We start from the raw sequence: 16,769 nt of genomic DNA, 5'->3' as shown, positions 1-16,769 counted from the left end.
CAGGAATTCAACAAAGCTGGCATTCAGATGGATCGATTGAATGATGAAGAATCAGATCTAAAAAATAAGATTCATCTGACTACCATGGAGCTAAACAAACAAAAAGAATCCTTGGGCAAACATACAGAAGCCCAAAAGAAATACGAAAAGATGCAAGAACGCATGGGCAAAGCCAATGATATGGCTAAAAAGGGACTCATGATTGCAGGTGCTGGTGCAGCTGCTTTAGCAGTACCAGTTAAAATTGCCATCGATTATGAATCAGCCATGGCAGACGTGGCCAAGGTCGTGGATGGCCTGAAAGATGAAGCCGGCAAAATCACACCGGCTTATACAGCCATGTCCAATCAAATTCTTGAAATGACCACACGCCTTCCAATGGCGGCCAAAGATATTGCAGCCATTGTTGCCGCTGGCGCTCAGTCAGGTATTGCCAAGAATGAACTTATTGGCTTCGCTGAATCTGCAGTAAAAATGGGTGTGGCATTTGACATCACTGCAGATCAGGCAGGTCAAAGCATGGCAGAAATGCGTGCAGCATTCAAAATGACCCAGCCACAGGTCATTGCCTTAGCCGACCAGATCAACTATCTCGGCAATACATCACCAAATAAAGCTGACAAGATTATGGAAGTGGTGCAGCGTATTGGTGCTCTGGGTGAAGTCGGTGGTTTTGCTTCCAGCAGTATTGCTGCCATGGCTGCATCTCTGACTTCCGTTGAACCTGATGTTGCAGCCACTGGTATTAAGAATATTATTCTGGCAATGACCAAAGGCGAATCAGCAACCAAAGGACAAGTCGAAGCCTTTGAAAAACTAAAACTGAAATCTACTGATGTTGCTAAGAACATGCAAAAGGATGCTGAAGGTACCATTGCAACGGTACTGAAAGCCATCCAGAAACTACCAAAAGAAGAACAGGTGGCTGTAACCAATAGCCTGTTTGGATCTGAAGCACTACCAGTAGTCATGCAGTATTCACAAGGTCTGGATACACTGACCAAGAATCTGAATGCTGTATCAAGTGCATCAGTCTACGCTGGATCAATGGAAGCAGAATATGCAGCACGCGCTGCAACTACAGCCAATAATATTCAATTGGCCAAGAACCAGATGGCGGCCTTAGGCATCACCATCGGCAATGTTTTATTGCCTGGTGTCAATTCCATGATTGGCAGTTTCAATGGTGTTATGAGCTCAGTTCAAAAATGGGCACAAGCGAATCCTGGTCTAGCATCAGGTTTAGTCAAAGTTGCCATTGGAGCCATTGCCATTGTTGGTGGATTATCTGCCCTATCAATTGGCTTAATCACAATCTTTGGACCAATGATGATGGTTGGTCGTGCATTTGGTGCAGTTGCTTTGGCTGCCAAAGGTATGAGCATGGCGTTACTGACCAACCCAATTACATGGATTGTCCTTGCCATTGCTGGTGCTGCCCTGCTGATCTATAAGAATTGGGCCCCGATCTCAGCATTCTTTGTCGGCATTTGGAACACCATCAAGACGGCATTCAATGGTGGTATCACCGGAATTTCAGCACTGATCATCAATTGGAGTCCAATCGGACTGTTCTATTCAGCATTTGCAAAAGTACTGTCATGGTTCGGTGTGGATCTTCCAGCGAAGTTTACCGGCTTTGGTGCCATGATTTTAGAAGGGCTCAAGAACGGTATTTTATCCAAAGTAAATGCCGTAAAAGATGCTATCACAGGTGCTGTCAGTGGCGTGATTGATAAAGCCAAGGGCATTCTAGGCATTCATTCACCCTCACGTGTCTTCATGGGCATTGGTGGCTACACCATGCAAGGTATGGCCAACGGTATTGCCAATGCCAATGGATTACCGATTGCAGCAACATCCACCGCCACACAAGGTGTGGTCAACACTGCTGCCCAAACTAAGCCAGTCAAACCCATCAATGTTGGTCGCAATAACCCACGTTCATATATCAGCCAAGACACGATTGAAGTGCATATTCATGTCAAAGATGGATCCGTGGTTAAAGGAACGGCTGAAGCAATGCGTCAGGAACTCCAGCGAGTGGCTGAAGAACAGCAGATGAAAAAACGTAAATTTTTAACAGACACGGAGTAAAGACACATGATGATGGCTCTAGGCTTGTTTGTCTTCTCATTACGAACAGCGTCATATCAAGAACTGCAACGTGTCACCAATTGGCGACACCCTTCAAATAGCCGTGTCGGGGACTCCCCTGCCTATCAATTTATTGGTAAAGGTGAGGATGTCATTACACTCAAAGGTGTGATTTACCACGAATTGACAGGAAGTCGTGCCACATTGGACACCCTCAGACAAATGGGGGATACAGGCAAGGCATATACCTTAATTGAAGGCACAGGCAAAATTTATGGCTTAGTCATCATCAATGATTTAGATGAAACCAAAACCTATTTCTTTAAAGATGGTGCAGCACGTAAAACTGAATTCACTTTAAAACTGACCATTGTACGCGATTGGCAACCGACCTTATTAGGCACCCTGATCGGCATGGGTATTGGCGCACTGAATAGGATTCTATAATGCTGAATAAAGTCATGAACGTCGTTGGTACGGCATTAAATTCTGTTGAAAAAATGACGGAATATCCTTACCCAATTTTTCGAGTTGAAGTCGATGGTGTCGATATCTCATCCCTTATGGCTTCACGTTTAATGTCACTGAGTATTAAAGACAATCGTGGGCTTGTGGTGGATTCAGTGGACATCGAATTGAATGATGCAGATGGCATGCTCAGTATTCCACCCAAAGGTGCCATCATTCAGGTCTGGCTAGGTTGGTCCAATACTGGTTTATTTGACAAAGGCAAATACAAAGTCGATTCCACATCCCATCGTGGCGCACCAGATGTACTTAGTATTTCTGCCATGGCCAATGATGTATCAGAAGGTTTAAAACAAAAGCGTGAACGCAGCTGGAGCGACAAAACCATTCAAGAAATATTTGAAAAAGTCGGTGCTGAATATGAACTGAAAGTCATTGTTCATGAAAAATTCGCATCAAAAAAAATTAAATACATTGCCCAGAATGAATCTGATGCAAATCTCATTACACGTATTGCCGATGAAAATGACGCAATTGCCACAGTGAAGAATGGACATTTGATTTTATTACCACGTGGCGCAAGTCAAGCGGTTTCAGGTTTAGATTTGCCACGTGTGCAAATCACCAGAAATAAGGGCGATCAGCACAACTACACCAATGGCACAGGTACGGACAATATTACAGGTGTCAAAGCCTATTACTACACTGAAAACAAAGCCAAGAAATTGCATGTGGTGGTCGGTGACAGTGAAGACAACATGAAAGAGATCCGCTATGTGCATCGGGATAAAACCACCGCTGAACTGGCAGCCAATGCGGAATACAATCGTTGCAAACGTACTGCCCAAAAACTGACATATACCTTGGCATTTGGTGATCCAACTTTAATCCCTGAACAGGAATTTGAATTCATTGGCTTAAAAACTGAAATTGATGACATTATCTGGTTAGGAACAAACGTCACCCATTCACTCAATGACAATGGCTTCACCACATCAGTTGAACTTGAAGTGCAGCTGCCCGATGCCGATGATGTATCGACACTGTTTGAAGGCAAAGAAGAAAAGACTGAAGAAGAAAAAGAAAAGTCCAAAACCAAAAAGCGCACTGGTAAAAATTATGCAGATTATACCGGTGTCATTGCCTATTACAGCGAAGGTGGCAAGTCAGTCAAAATCACCTCAGGTGATCAAAGCAAGCCATTAAAGTTGACTCACGTCTACAAATCGAAAAAGACCGCAAACAATGCCGTAAAACGTGAACAAGAAAAAATAGACAAAGCCAAAAAATAGGACAAAAAAAATCCTGACTTTGGGGTAGAGTCAGGATTAAATGGGTAAAAACAAAATAACGATATTTAATAACTTTTACAATAGAAACTTTAGATATAACGTAATTTTGTTGTATATTTGTTGAATATTATTTATTCAGCAGAGGCAGCAAAAAAATGTCTAAACCAGGACGTACGATAAGTAATAAATGCCCTCATTGCGGCGAATCTCTTTGGATCCGTTCAAGCGAACAAGTCGATCCACTTTTAAAACGGTTATACGGTCAATGCACCAATTTACATTGTGGTTTTACAGCTCAAGGTTTTTTAACTTGGGATGCTGAACTATCCCCTTCTGCAATGCCAAACCCTGAAATTCATCTTCCTAAGTCATTAGCAAAACAAGGAAAAGGGGGAGCATGTGTCTGACCCAATTGACCGCGCACAAGAAAACCAACTAAACCAAGTCAACATCAAGCCACGTGATTACAGCACACCATCACTTGCTGAATGTGAAAAATGCGGTAATGACATTCCACCAGAACGACAAAAGCTAGGTGCAGTCACTTTATGCATTGAATGTAAAAGTTTGGAAGAACGCCATGCCAATCGTTATCGCTGATACATCAGATCCAATCGAATGCCCCTGCCCTGAATGCAATCACAAGATTAATAAGCAAAGGAAAAATAAAAATGGACCAACAAACTGCACTGATTTTAATTGTTGTAAACCTATTGGCTGCCGTGGTACTCATCATCTGGTACTTGTTCGACCGTTATACCAAACGCATTGAAAGCTTAATTCAGCAAAATAACAAACCAAGCTGTGCATTTATTCAAACACAAACCAAGCGTAAAGGATAAAAATATGTGGCTCTATCCTTTTTTAGTCGGTGCTATGCTGGGTGTGATCGGCAGTGCTTTATTATTTCTACACACAGTAGGATGGTTTTAAAAAAACGGTTATAATAACAACAGGATGACAGCAGAATAATCAATATGCTGTGCAGGGCTTGACCTGATCAGGCATCCTTTAAAAGCCCCACTTGGGGCTTTTAATTTATATAGAGGGCATTCAATGAAAAAGTTTATCGCAGCAGTGGCAGCAGCTTTTATTTCCGCATGCAGCAGTACACCAGAATATCAAACAGTAGAAGTGACCGCAGATCAATTTGGGGACAAATGGCCACTGACTGTGGATAAAGGAACCCTACATTGTGAACCACCAACACGCATTGTATTTACTGCACCAGATGGTCAGAAGTATGGTGTGAACGGATCAGCATCAAATGATTATGTGACCATTATTGAAATCACCAAAGATACAGAAAATATGGGATACAAATTCAAAATGAGTCCAAATATCCTCATTGATGAAGGTATGAAGCTTTGTGAGCCATCGAAATAATAAAAAGCCCCTTTGGGGGCTTTTTATTAATCAATTAAGATATATTTATCCCTAAACAAGGGTTCTACTTTTTCAATTATTTCCTGGGCTAAAATTATTCTTTCCGGATTATTAAGCAAGTCATCTGCATAAAAAACAAAAATATGTCCTTCTTGCTTAACATCACTAATCACCAGGGTTTCATCATCTTCAATAAGCTTATCTACTTCTGCATTTACCAGTTCCAGTAATTGTTTCTTAGTTATAGCTTGCATCCTTTTACCTCTCAATTTTTTATAAAGTCACTTGACGCGCAAAGTGATTCACTGATACAGTTTTAATACTACAGCAAAATCTGTGGTCAGGCGTAGGAACCTGAAATATTTGACATAAGGCGCAAAAAGTCCGCCCACGGGCTATTTTTTTGCGTAAAATTCGGCTATGCCTTTTATGGCAGGCTGGATGGTGAGATCGCACAGGCGATTTGCCGTTCCTTATGTCACGGTATTCCTACCGCCATTCAGTCTGCCACCATTACCGTAGGAAGTAATGGTGTCAAGTTTCAAAACTGACATAAGGAATTAGCAAATGAAACAGTTCGCTTCTGCACATTCGTGCACTCAAAAAAACGTACGTGAACACTCCCCTATTTACGACCTAGCAGCGTATGAACAACGCCAGCGCAAACTTAAACGTAAACAAATTTTTAAAAACATCTTAGACACCACCGTGTTCTTTTCAGCATGTTCTATCGTCTTCTCATTATTGTTTTGGGGAGTATGAGCCATGAATACACAATCCAATAACGATGTTCGCGAAGAAATTTTGATCAACCTGATTGAGTTAGATCATCGTTTAAGCTTTTTAAGCAAAGTTGAAGTTTCCAGTGGGGAAGTTTTGAAACGTGAAGAATTAAATGCTTTGTTTAGCTCATTTAGTAGGGATATGAAAAAAATTATCGATTCTTTCCAAAGCATAGTTTAAAAGAAAGCCCTCATTTTGAGGGCTTTTTTATAATTTTACGATTATTTTTTGACTAGAAGACATAATCTGTCGCACTGGGTATCTTGATGACCTTCCTCTTTTCTATCTTTTCAATACAATGTTCAATGTTACTAAAGGAGGATAAATGTCGAACAATACCGTAAACAACAATGATGACCAAAACGAAGAAACGCTAATTGAATTAATTCACTTAAAAAACTGTCTAGGTTTGATGAGTAAAATGAAAGTCCAGGAAGGTGAACAGATTGACGCAGCAGAGATCAATTCACTATTCACCACAATGCATGCTCAAGTAAATAAAATAATTAAAAAAATTGAAATGTCATTGTAAAAAAAATGCCACCTAATCGGTGGCATTTTGCGTTGCATAGGCTTTGGCCATTCCGAGAAAACCTATTTTCGCTGTATCGTTTTTTAGTGACCGATAAGCAGAAATTACTTGGTGCTCATCTTCACTTAATTCCGTAAATCGTACCCCAAACGTCACATAGAACGTATCAAATCCCGCATCTTGCAAAACAGTTAATTGGTTCTGATTCAACGGATCGCCTTGCTTTTCATAACGAACAATAGAACCTACAGCAACGTCCAATAACTCAGCCATGGCTGGTTGAGTTAGCTTGAGACGCTTACGTTCCGCCTTTAAGCGCGCCCCGCGCTCCAAAAACTTATCATTAATCGACATTTTATCCCACCAAAGTATTGAAACTTTCGATTTATCGTAATATTATCCAGTAATACAGTGATTCACTGATGCTCTATCAACATTTTAAGGACTTGCTATGAGTAATGTCGAAAGCAGAACAAAAGCAATCATCACACACACAACTCCGAACCGTCATCAGTTCCTGAGAGTCTGCGCTGCTGAAGCAGGAATGACAATTTCCAGCTTTACAGAAAAACTCATTTCTGAAGCTTTATCGAAAGTTGAAAAATCTGACAACCCATTTTCTGAAGCCAAAAATAAACAATAAGCCCCTGAAAAGCTTATTAGTTTACTTAATTCAAGCTAAGAGTAAACAGAATGACAACACTTCAAGAACTTTGTATAAAGCGAAAGAATCAAATTTCGAACCGCAATGGTACAGAAGCCTTACGCAATCGTATAGCACAACTTAAAACTTTGTCCGGTGAAGAACGTCAACGCTTTGCTGAAAAATTAAAAGGCTATATCGAAGCCTTATTTGAACACCAAATCATTACATTCCAAGACGCAAAGGACTGGGAATGGATTGTAGACAGCAACGTAAAAGGACTTCACTAATGTCTGATATGAAACACCGCATCATTGCCCGTCTTGAACAAATGTTCAGCTTCAAGACACGTGGCGAATGGTTCCGTGAAGGTGTCTGCCCACAATGCGGTAAAAAAGAACTTTATACCCATGCCCACAACCCACGTATCGTGAAATGTGGTCGTCTGGTCAAATGTGGCTATGAAGAACACGTGAAAGATATTTGTGACGATCTATTTAAAGATTGGTCTGAATATCACCCACAAACCGACACCAATCCAAACGCTGCAGCAGATGCATTTTTATCTGAAGGTCGTGGTTTCGATCTTAAAAATTTAATTGGTAAATATACCCAGCAGTTCTATACAGATAAAGACAGCAAAGAATCATCAGCAACTGTTCGCTTTATGCTGGATGAAAAAAACTATTGGGAACGTCTAATCGACAGACCAGAACGTTTCGGCAATAAAAAAGCACGTTTTAACTATGGTTTTAAAAATGCTGGCCAAGCATGGTCAGTGCATGAATTGGATGAACTTTGCCGTTTAGGGGAAAAAGGCCAAGCGATCTGGATCACTGAAGGAATCTTTGATGCCATTGCACTGAGTCAGTCAGGTGTGAAAGCCATGTCTTGCCTGTCATGTGTCAACTACCCTTCTCAAATGCTTAAAGCCATCGCTGATCGCTGCCATGAACTCAAAATTGATAAGCCACGTTTACGTTGGGCATTCGATAATGATTCTGCAGGTAAAGGTTACACAGTTAAATGGCATGAACGTTCACGTGCTGAAGGTTGGTCATCGACTGCTGCACAGCCACCTGCAAATGGTGGTAAAAAACTTGATTGGAATGATTTATTTCAGTGGGACAAACTCAACCCTGATCAATTCCCAAAGTACAAACACTATGGTGAATTGCTGATTGCTGAAACTGCAGAAGAAGCAGGTCTTTTAATTTACAACTTCTATGAAGGTCGTCGTCACACGTTCTATTACAACCACAAATTCCGTTTGTACTGGTGGGAACTCGACTATGACAAATTCAACAAAGCAGTTCAGCACCTGGAAGACCGCAACAACGAAGCAGCAGAAAATGGTGGGCAGATCCTGACTGATAAAGAGATCCGTGCTAGTGCATTGAAAAACTGTTCAGCAGCAAAAGAAATTTGTAATGCTCAGATTGAACCGTTGTACTTCCAGCGTAATGAAATTACCGACGAATCTTGGTACTACTTCAAATTGCAAAGCCCATGGTCAGAAGCAAAAACAACTTTTACAGCTGATCAAATGTCATCACGTTCAAAGTTCAAACCACGTGTCATGTCGGTCATGTCTGGTGCAATGTGGACAGGTACAGATATGCAGCTGGAGACATTCATCAAACGTGAAACCGAACGTTTACGTGAAGTCAAAACCATTGATTACATTGGTTATAGCCGTGAATACCAGACTTATATTTTTGAAAAATACGCTGTTCATCAAGGGCAAATCATCCCAATCAATGAGCATGACTTTTTCAAAGTAAAACGTCAGGAAATTAAAACACTGGCAAGTTCACCAGCAATCACATTGAACCCTAAAAAACAGTTTGATCCTTCATGGTGGAATGACTTCCATAAAGTCCGTGGTGCCAAGGGTATTGTCGCGCTTGCATGGTGGATGGGTTCATATTTTGCTGAACAAATCCGTGCCATGCACAGCTCATATCCTTTCATGGAAATTGTCGGTGAAGCCGGTGCAGGTAAGTCACGTTTAATCGAAATGATGTGGAAGTTATCTGGTCGTAAAGACTATGAAGGCTTTGATGCAAACAAATCAACCAACGTGGCGGTGTACCGTAACTTTGCACAGATCGCAAACCTTCCAGTGGTCCTGATCGAAGGCGACCGTAATGACGTGAACGGTAATGCTGTTCAAAAGTCCAAATTTAGTTGGGATGAACTCAAAGATGCTTTCAATGGTCGTGCCATCCGTTCCAAAGGTTTAAAGACGGCAGGTAATGAAACCTATGAACCACCGTTTCGTGGTGCAATTTTAATTTCACAGAACACGGCAATTCAGGCTTCAGAAGCAATTTTGACTCGTACTTTGCACTTGTACTTTGACCGTAAAGGACAGTCACTGGAAACCAAACGCATTGTCGATGAACTGGATCGCATGGAACTCGAAGACGCTTGTACGTTCATGACACATTGCCTGCGTAATGAAGACAAAATCTTGGAGACATACGCATCAAAGTTACAGTCAATTGAAGATCACTATCATGAAATTGGCATTACTCATACACGTATTGCCCTATGTCATGCACAAGTGGCTGCACTGATTGAAGCAATGACCAAACACGTTTTGCCAATCGACTTGGAAGATATGATTGAAGCACAAGAAATGCTTGAACAAATGGCACGTGAACGTGTTGAACAGTTGAATGGTGATCATCCTGACGTTGAGAAATTCTGGGACGCTTACGAATACCTTCAAGGCAATCGTTCACCAGAATGGGGCTTGAACCACCACCCTGCCGATGCTCAAACCGTCGCAATCAACTTAAACGAAATTTACAAAGTGGCTGCACGCAATTATCAGCAGCTGCCTGAAATCAATGAAATGAAGAAATTACTTCGCACCTCACGCAAGTACAAATTCATTGAAAGTAATAAACAGGTGTACTCAGACCGTTTCCCTGCCGATGACGTGGCAGCAGTGAATAAAAGTCGTGAAGCACCAGGGAAACCAAGCCGTAACGTGAAGTGTTGGATCTTCACCAATCCAAATTTAGGGGCAAAAAAATAATGGGTATTAAAAAGAAAGTAACTCTGACTGTTGAAGTCGAAATGGAAATTGAACTAAGTGAAACATTCAACAACTTAACCCCTGAGTTAATTAAAGATATTAATGCTTGCGGTTATGAAGTCTCCAACTCGGATGATCTTTATGTAGCTGCTGCAAAGCTTGTTTTAAATGGTGGTCAAGACTCAGCCTGGGATGTGTTTGGTTTGGTAACTCCTTGCTGGAACAAAGGTCGTGGAAGCATTCCAGATGAAAGCACGTTCTTCGATCGCCTAGATTTATATGTTGAAGATTATGAAATTGAAGAAATAAAGGAGCAAAACGCATGAACGCTCAAACTCAAGATCAAAGCTATTTCAAAATGATCGCTGAACATCAGGACATTTCAGCACGTGTACTTCGCTTACATACTGTTTTGAATCAGCACCCATGCATTCAGCACATGCCAACTGAAGCATGCATCCTGATCAACGAAATGAAAAATATTGTTGAAACTGGCAAAGCACAGCCAGGTGGACTTGAAACTGCTGAACTCAATTTTGACTCTGAATTACCGTTCACAGATCCTGAAATGATTACTGCGCATGAATTTGCCATAGGCGACATCGTGTGGATCCCGGATGAATTTGCACGCTACAGATTTATTGTCAGCAGTCATCAGCGTTTTGAAGTGACTCAGATCGTCGGCAATGATCAGCTGTATGTTTGTCATATCCATAATCCGAACATTCCATTCACTAATAACCAGAAATGCTTCACAGCGCATTTCAGTCATTTTGCCAAATTTGAAGGAGAAACATCATGCGCGGTGTAAATAAAGTTGTACTGGTAGGCTCATTGGGTGCCAATCCTGAAAGCAAAAGCTTTCCAAACGGTGGTTCACTTTGCAATTTCTCCATTGCAACGTCTGAAAAATGGCAAAACAAACAGAGCGGTGAATGGATTGAACAAACTGAATGGCACCGTATCGTGGTCAAAAACCGCTTAGGTGAAATTGCCCAGCAGTACCTGAAAAAAGGTTCAAAGGTGTACATCGAGGGCAAATTAAAAACACGTCAATGGACGGATCAGAACGGTATTGAACGCTACACCACGGAAATTCATGCAGAACAGATGCAGCTGCTCGACTCTGCACCACAGGCAAATGGCTATTAAGGGGAAAGCAATGCAAAAATATTATGAAATTAATGACACAGAAGCTGTAAATAAAATTGATGCGGCTCTTTCTGCTTCAAATAAATTCGATGAAAAGCTTCATTTAGTGGGTGAACAATATAGTGCTGATGGGTATGGCGTTCACAATACGCTATCAAATGGAAAAATCTTCCATCACATTTGGTTTTTTGATGAATCAAAAATTGACAAAACGCTTTTTAAAATTAGCAAAGGCAAGCCAATGGATGGAAAGCCTATTTTTGAAGCGAGACCACGTAAAACGAATAAACAGTTTTATTCAGAATTTATGAAGGATATGAATAACCTTAATTACTCTGATCTGACAACGACACTCTTTGGTGAAGTCATCCGTTATGGAGCTGATTTAGCTTTCCAAAAGAAAGGAAATAAATATTTTGTGTCAGCAAACTTTGACGTTGTTTTGCCCCACATTGAATTGACTGCTAGTCAGTATCAAAGTGTTACGGAGAAAACAAAGAAATGATTAAAGTAACCTCTGACCATGAAAAAGCTGCTGAAGCCTATGAAACTGTAAAAGCCATGAATTGTGAATATGTAAATATCATTGCCAAGGAATATCCAATTTCAGACACAAAAGTAGGCTATTACATTGCCGGTATTTCCCCAACAACCGCTGAAAATGGTGTAAGTCGTGAACAATGGCTGACTGAATTTGAAGCACTGCAACAGGACACAGATAATGACTAACCAGCAACTTGAAAAGCTCAAGGCCGAAAAACCTGAAGGTGCAACCATCGTGGCAGTCAAAGCTGATCGTGTGACCTACTTCAAGGAAGACGGCAAGGATCGTTTGCTGACCTTTAACCGCACCATGTGGGTAAAGACCTGGTTCACACCATTTCACATGAACCTAAAACATTTTGATTTTATTGCTGTTATTTAAAGGGAGGAAAACTAATTATGTCCTGGCATCCAATGGTCAAAGTGGCCAAAGAATTGGGGATTTGTGTGAATACCTTTAAGAAGCATTACATCAAAAAGTATCCTCCGGAGCGTGTTTTCGGAAACCGCAAAGAGTGGAAAGAAACAACACTCGAAGCAATGCGAAATGACACCACGATTGGTACACAGTCATAGAAAAAGGGGCATAATTTATGCCCCTTTTTTTGATTTCTAACCCATACTCAACCGACTTCTAGCCAGTTTCTAGCCTCAATTTAAAAGCTGTTTTACTCTACTTTTCAACCAATTACTTAAAAAATCTCAGTTTTCTAACCTTTTTCAAAAATTTTCATCCATCGATCAACTTCATTGGCATACCAGGTCATTAATTCCACCCGTTCCGACCAGTATTCTGCCCTGTTATAAATGCCCCGGATCTTATTTTTAGGCACATGAGCAATTTGATATTCAATGACATCTTCACGAAATAAGGTCGATTCATTGGCATGTGTTGAAAAAACGGTACGGAATCCATGTGTAGTCATCCGACCAGCATAGCCATTACGCTTAATAATGGCCAATATACTTTCTGATCGGCATGGCATATTCGGCTTTCGCGTATGTTTAAAGATAAAACCATCATCAGTTTTGCGGTCATACATAATTTTAAACAGCGCAAAGGTCTGATCCGTCAGTGGGACTACATGATCACGACGCATTTTCATCCGCGATGCCGGAATGATCCATTCTTTTTTATTCAGATCAATTTCCCCTGTATCCCACCTAGCATGAAGCAACTCTGATATACGAACAGCGGTATAACAGGCAAGTTTTAGTGCAATCATCAAATCATCAGTGACATAGCTTTGCTGCACCTTTGTCCAGAACTCTGTCATTTGATGTGGCTTCAATGCAGCCAGATTTTCAACGTCCTGTTTAGGAATTACATCGCTGACCAAAATACATGGATTCTTTTCAGTGTAATCAGATGCAATCGCAAAGTTAAAAACATCACTTAACAGGCGCAAGGCTCGCTTGGCAGTTTCAATGGTTCCTTTGGCCACAATCTCTTTTACTTTTTTTACGACATCTTTTCGTTCAATTTCATCAACACTGGTGTTAGATAAATCTTCAGAAATGTAATTTAATCGGTAAATCACCGTATATTTATATTTATCACTGGTCCAACGTGGCCCCATGATCGCCAGCCATTCCTGAATGACTTCGCCCAATGTCGGCACATTGATTTTTTTACCACTCAGCTGTGCTTTAAAATCCCGGGCAAGGTTTCGTGCATCCTTACAGCCAATTTCAGGATATTCACCCAATGTTTTTTGATTCTGTTTACCGTGGTGACGATACGACAGTACCCATTTCTTTTTTCCAGATGGAAACACAGAAATAATCAACCCTTCCCCATCTGCAATCGAATAGCGTTTTTCTTGTGGCTTTAAATTTTTTACTTTTAAGTCTGACAACATTTCAAATGTTATACCCGTATAACGTTGGTATAACATCCTAGTTTGATAGACCGTGATTTTCAATGATTCAATCTGATTTATCGTGACAGATGAATAGACACAAAAAAGCCTTGAAACCGTTAAGTTTCAAGGCTTTTCTGCTGAATCCTGATCAATTCTGATGTGTAATGATTGACCCTGATTACTACATTTGGTGGAGATGGCGGGAGTTGAACCCGCGTCCGCCAGCACTACACTCGAGAATACTACATGCTTAGATATCGTCTACTATTTTAACTCTTTGTGACCCGACGAACAGGGTACAAATCGCGATCCTCTTAGTTTGGTATAAAGCCCCGAGGCTTGGCTCTATACGGACTTGTGTGCGTGCGCTACAGTCGGGTTCACTAACCACAAGTATTCAGTGAAGCGGACAAGCTGCCCTTAGGCAGCTAGAGCGTAAGTTTCGTCGTTTGCGACTAAAAAATGCAAATTTGATTTACGAGAGAAAATGCGCTCTCGGCATGCATCTATAAGTTTCATCACCAGCGTCGAAGCCAGAAACATCCCCATAGTTGAACGCACATCATAGCATAACTAAAATAAAATACTGCGCATTTTATCAACAGTCCGCCATTGATGGGCATATTTATATAATTGAGTAGCTTTTGTTTTTTTCAAGGCCTGCATAGAAAAAGCTGCCAAAAATGACAGCTTTTTAAGTTTGGTCTACAAAGCGCCATTGCCTAAAACAATGCCTTCGCGGCGTGGATCTGCCCCACCCGCATATTTGCTTTGCTTATCAATTTTGACTTTCATAATCGTTGAAATACCACTGGTTTGCGCAGTATTGGCAACACTATGCCCTTTTGCTCTTAAACCTTCGACCAGTTCAATCAAAGAAAGCTGATCATTGGAGCTGTCAATATTGGTATTTGGACTATTGGTTGCACCAAAGTTCAGCAAAGAAGTCGCTTGCTGAGCATTTAAGTTCCAGTCCAGCGCAGCAACCAAAGTTTTTACCACATATTGAATGATGGTTCCGCCCCCAGGTGAGCCAGTTGCCATATAAAACTCATCTGGCGTGCTGCCCTTAAAGACCAAAGTAGGTGCCATCGTACTACGAGGACGTTTACCACCTTCCACACGGTTGGCAACCAGCGCCCCTGTGCTGTCATAAGGATTAGCACTAAAGTCAGTCAACTGATTCGACAGTAAGAAACCATCCACCATGTGAAAAGACCCCATACTCGATTCAACAGTCGATGTCATTGAAACCACATTGCCATAAGCATCCACAATCGTGAACTGAGTTGTACCATGCTCAACAGTGCTATCGACACCAAAAGCTGAATTGAAATCACCTGCCTGTGCCACACCCATACTCTGGCTTGGGTTAATCAATGCGGCACGTTGTTTTAAGTAGTTTTTATCAAGCAAACTTGCAATACCACGTGCAGGTAAAGGCACAAAGTCAGTGTCTGCTACATATTTGTCACGGTCGGCATAGGCCAAACGCTCTGCCTCAGACACCAAATGTACACCCATTACATTTGGCACTCCACCTTCATTTTCTGGGTTTTTAGGTGGGTATTGGGCCATATCAAAGCTTTCTAAAATACCCAGCGTTTGAGCAACAGCTATACCACCCGAAGATGGAGGTGGCATCGTACAAATGTAGTAACGGTCACGATAAGTCGTACAAACGGGATTTCGTTTTTTAACTTGATAATCGGATAAATCCTGCAAAGTCATCAAGCTTGGTGTCATTGGTGTACGTGCTGGATCATCTCCCACCATCTGCCCAGCCTTTTCAACAATATTTCTAGCAATCGGACCACTATACATTGCCCCAGCCCCTTGCTTTGCAAGTGCTTCTAGCGTTTTTGCATAGTCCTGATTGGTCATGCTTTCACCTACTTTTCTAGGTGTACCATCAGGATAAAAATAGGTCTTCATCGCATTTGCATCTAGCGCTAGATTGCTGGCATTACTTTCAATAGCACTGGCCAAACGCCCCGGAATACGAAAGCCATGGTCAGCCAAATGAATCGCTTCATCAAAAAGCTGGTTCCATTTAAGTTTGCCATGTTCTTGCTGAGCCTGCTCCAACAAACGCATGACGCCCGGCACACCTATAGAGCGTCCACTACGACGAGCACTTGGTACAGGTGCAGGTGAGTTTGGATCATCTATATTTTGACGAATTAAATAATATTCATTGGCTGCGGCAGGTGCTGTTTCCCGACCATCATAGGCGGTTACGGTTTTAGTCTTGGCATCGTAGTACATCATAAAACCACTACCAGCAATGGTACTTGATTGTGGCTCAACTAAACCCAGTACAGCTTGTACGGCAACAGCAGCATCAACTGCACTACCGCCAGCTTTTAAAATATCACAGCCTGCTTTTACCGCGAGTGGGGTATTTGCCACCACCATATATTTATCTGCATATTTTACGGTATGACCTAACTTATAACCCGATGCAGCTTCAGGAGCTGATGGATCACCATTTTGGTTAGATCCAACCACGACACTTGAACCATCTTGCGCCAATTTGCTACAACTGCTCGGGTCATTATCTACAATTAAATTCGACTGCGGTGGCTGACCAATATTTGAATCATCTTTGGACTGATCTGATGAGGAATCACTTCCACACCCTTGTAATAAACCGACTGCTAATAAGCTACTGAAAAGAAATGTATATCTTTTATTCACGTGATCACTCCACTATTTATGCCTGCCTATCCATGCAATTGCTATGCAAGCTTCTTTGTTCTCAGGTATTGAGATTTTTTAATATTTGATAAAATTAAAGTTTTAATAATATTGAATGAGTTAGGTTTATTCCCAGTACCTAATAATATTCCTCCTTGTTTTCTCTAGCTTAATTTTTAACTGATCTGCCCGATTCTAGCATGCCGTATTTTGATAAATACAAACATAATCTGCCATTTCCAAACTCAACCAGTACTTA

At 41.3% G+C, this 16,769-nt stretch carries 23 protein-coding genes, 1 other RNA gene and 1 pseudogene; 20 read left to right on the top strand and 5 right to left on the bottom strand.

Annotation, left to right across the window (positions count from 1 at the left end; translation table 11 throughout):
- From F991_RS07120 to F991_RS07095, 7 genes are all read left to right on the top strand, one after another.
- Positions 1–2,097, top strand: a 2,097-nt coding sequence (locus tag F991_RS07120; RefSeq protein ID WP_004670222.1) for a phage tail tape measure protein, incomplete at its 5' end; no start/stop codon positions are given.
- Between the two features lie 6 nt (positions 2,098–2,103).
- On the top strand, positions 2,104–2,544 hold the full coding sequence (locus tag F991_RS07115) for a phage tail protein (protein ID WP_004670221.1): 441 nt from the start codon (positions 2,104–2,106) through the stop codon (positions 2,542–2,544).
- Entirely contained in the window at positions 2,544–3,857 is a 1,314-nt protein-coding gene (locus tag F991_RS07110; protein ID WP_004670220.1) for a contractile injection system protein, VgrG/Pvc8 family, read from the top strand. The genes F991_RS07115 and F991_RS07110 overlap by 1 nt, the downstream gene beginning before the upstream one ends.
- 155 nt (positions 3,858–4,012) lie before the next feature.
- Positions 4,013–4,264, top strand: coding sequence for an Ogr/Delta-like zinc finger protein (locus F991_RS07105; RefSeq protein WP_004670219.1), 252 nt, complete (start codon positions 4,013–4,015; stop codon positions 4,262–4,264).
- Positions 4,257–4,457, top strand: a complete 201-nt coding sequence (locus tag F991_RS07100) for a TraR/DksA C4-type zinc finger protein (RefSeq protein ID WP_004670217.1) — start codon at positions 4,257–4,259, stop codon at positions 4,455–4,457. The genes F991_RS07105 and F991_RS07100 overlap by 8 nt, the downstream gene beginning before the upstream one ends.
- 71 nt (positions 4,458–4,528) lie before the next feature.
- The gene (locus tag F991_RS17665; RefSeq protein ID WP_004670216.1) at positions 4,529–4,699 is read left to right on the top strand and encodes a hypothetical protein; all 171 of its coding nucleotides are present in this window, start codon (positions 4,529–4,531) and stop codon (positions 4,697–4,699) included.
- A gap of 214 nt (positions 4,700–4,913) precedes the next feature.
- A complete protein-coding gene (locus F991_RS07095) occupies positions 4,914–5,243 on the top strand; it encodes a DUF2511 domain-containing protein (protein WP_004670213.1) in 330 nt (109 codons plus the stop codon).
- Between the two features lie 26 nt (positions 5,244–5,269).
- On the opposite strand, the gene F991_RS07090 is transcribed toward F991_RS07095, so the two are convergent.
- Positions 5,270–5,497, bottom strand: a complete 228-nt coding sequence (locus F991_RS07090; protein ID WP_004670212.1) for a hypothetical protein — start codon at positions 5,495–5,497, stop codon at positions 5,270–5,272.
- Positions 5,498–5,810: 313 nt separating this feature from the next.
- Between F991_RS07090 and F991_RS17140 the strand changes: the two genes are divergently transcribed.
- The 3 genes from F991_RS17140 to F991_RS07080 all read left to right on the top strand — a co-directional run bounded on the left by F991_RS17140 (position 5,811) and on the right by F991_RS07080 (position 6,558).
- Positions 5,811–6,005 (top strand): hypothetical protein, encoded by a 195-nt coding sequence (locus tag F991_RS17140; RefSeq protein ID WP_004670210.1) that lies wholly within the window; start codon positions 5,811–5,813, stop codon positions 6,003–6,005.
- A gap of 3 nt (positions 6,006–6,008) precedes the next feature.
- Positions 6,009–6,206: a hypothetical protein gene (locus F991_RS07085; protein ID WP_004670209.1), complete on the top strand. Its 198-nt coding sequence runs from the start codon at positions 6,009–6,011 to the stop codon at positions 6,204–6,206.
- 145 nt (positions 6,207–6,351) lie between these two features.
- On the top strand, positions 6,352–6,558 hold the full coding sequence (locus F991_RS07080) for a hypothetical protein (protein ID WP_004670207.1): 207 nt from the start codon (positions 6,352–6,354) through the stop codon (positions 6,556–6,558).
- A gap of 12 nt (positions 6,559–6,570) precedes the next feature.
- Here F991_RS07080 and F991_RS07075 read toward each other — a convergent pair whose 3' ends face one another.
- On the bottom strand, positions 6,571–6,912 hold the full coding sequence (locus F991_RS07075) for a helix-turn-helix domain-containing protein (RefSeq protein WP_004670206.1): 342 nt from the start codon (positions 6,910–6,912) through the stop codon (positions 6,571–6,573).
- A 97-nt stretch (positions 6,913–7,009) separates the two neighbouring features.
- Here F991_RS07075 and F991_RS07070 point away from each other — a divergent pair, with 97 nt between their 5' ends.
- The 10 genes and pseudogenes from F991_RS07070 (at position 7,010) to F991_RS17660 (ending at position 12,521) form a co-directional block, all read left to right on the top strand.
- The gene (locus F991_RS07070) at positions 7,010–7,201 is read left to right on the top strand and encodes a hypothetical protein (RefSeq protein ID WP_004670204.1); all 192 of its coding nucleotides are present in this window, start codon (positions 7,010–7,012) and stop codon (positions 7,199–7,201) included.
- A 50-nt stretch (positions 7,202–7,251) separates the two neighbouring features.
- Positions 7,252–7,491, top strand: a complete 240-nt coding sequence (locus F991_RS07065; RefSeq protein ID WP_004670201.1) for a hypothetical protein — start codon at positions 7,252–7,254, stop codon at positions 7,489–7,491.
- Entirely contained in the window at positions 7,491–10,250 is a 2,760-nt protein-coding gene (locus F991_RS07060) for a toprim domain-containing protein (RefSeq protein ID WP_004670200.1), read from the top strand. Before F991_RS07065 ends, F991_RS07060 begins: the two co-directional genes overlap by 1 nt.
- Complete coding sequence (locus F991_RS07055) at positions 10,250–10,576, top strand: hypothetical protein (protein ID WP_004670198.1); 327 nt, start codon at positions 10,250–10,252, stop codon at positions 10,574–10,576. Before F991_RS07060 ends, F991_RS07055 begins: the two co-directional genes overlap by 1 nt.
- Positions 10,573–11,061, top strand: coding sequence for a hypothetical protein (locus F991_RS07050; RefSeq protein WP_004670197.1), 489 nt, complete (start codon positions 10,573–10,575; stop codon positions 11,059–11,061). The genes F991_RS07055 and F991_RS07050 overlap by 4 nt, the downstream gene beginning before the upstream one ends.
- Positions 11,049–11,387: pseudogene (locus F991_RS07045) on the top strand (single-stranded DNA-binding protein); the annotation flags it as partial. The gene F991_RS07050 and the pseudogene F991_RS07045, both read left to right, overlap by 13 nt.
- A gap of 25 nt (positions 11,388–11,412) precedes the next feature.
- Complete coding sequence (locus F991_RS07040) at positions 11,413–11,907, top strand: hypothetical protein (RefSeq protein WP_004670193.1); 495 nt, start codon at positions 11,413–11,415, stop codon at positions 11,905–11,907.
- Entirely contained in the window at positions 11,904–12,131 is a 228-nt protein-coding gene (locus F991_RS07035) for a hypothetical protein (RefSeq protein WP_004670191.1), read from the top strand. The genes F991_RS07040 and F991_RS07035 overlap by 4 nt, the downstream gene beginning before the upstream one ends.
- Entirely contained in the window at positions 12,124–12,327 is a 204-nt protein-coding gene (locus F991_RS07030) for a hypothetical protein (protein WP_004670190.1), read from the top strand. The genes F991_RS07035 and F991_RS07030 overlap by 8 nt, the downstream gene beginning before the upstream one ends.
- Positions 12,328–12,344: 17 nt before the next feature.
- Positions 12,345–12,521 (top strand): hypothetical protein, encoded by a 177-nt coding sequence (locus F991_RS17660; protein ID WP_004670187.1) that lies wholly within the window; start codon positions 12,345–12,347, stop codon positions 12,519–12,521.
- Between the two features lie 134 nt (positions 12,522–12,655).
- Here the strand turns inward: F991_RS17660 and F991_RS07025 are convergent, their stop codons facing one another.
- The 3 genes from F991_RS07025 to ggt all read right to left on the bottom strand — a co-directional run bounded on the left by F991_RS07025 (position 12,656) and on the right by ggt (position 16,510).
- Positions 12,656–13,807 carry a tyrosine-type recombinase/integrase gene (locus F991_RS07025; RefSeq protein ID WP_034595595.1) on the bottom strand — a complete coding sequence of 384 codons (1,152 nt, stop codon included), beginning with the start codon at positions 13,805–13,807 and terminating at the stop codon, positions 12,656–12,658.
- A 191-nt stretch (positions 13,808–13,998) separates the two neighbouring features.
- Positions 13,999–14,357, bottom strand: a transfer-messenger RNA (tmRNA) gene (gene ssrA / locus F991_RS17135).
- A 158-nt stretch (positions 14,358–14,515) separates the two neighbouring features.
- Entirely contained in the window at positions 14,516–16,510 is a 1,995-nt protein-coding gene (gene ggt / locus F991_RS07020; RefSeq protein ID WP_004670183.1) for a gamma-glutamyltransferase, read from the bottom strand.
- Positions 16,511–16,769 lie beyond the last annotated feature (259 nt).

This window comes from Acinetobacter sp. CIP-A165, from assembly GCF_000367985.1.
In the GTDB taxonomy this organism is placed as follows: Bacteria; Pseudomonadota; Gammaproteobacteria; order Pseudomonadales; family Moraxellaceae; genus Acinetobacter.
The sequence above is the reverse complement of the archived record's forward strand: the minus strand, read 5'-3'. Positions and strand labels throughout refer to the sequence as shown.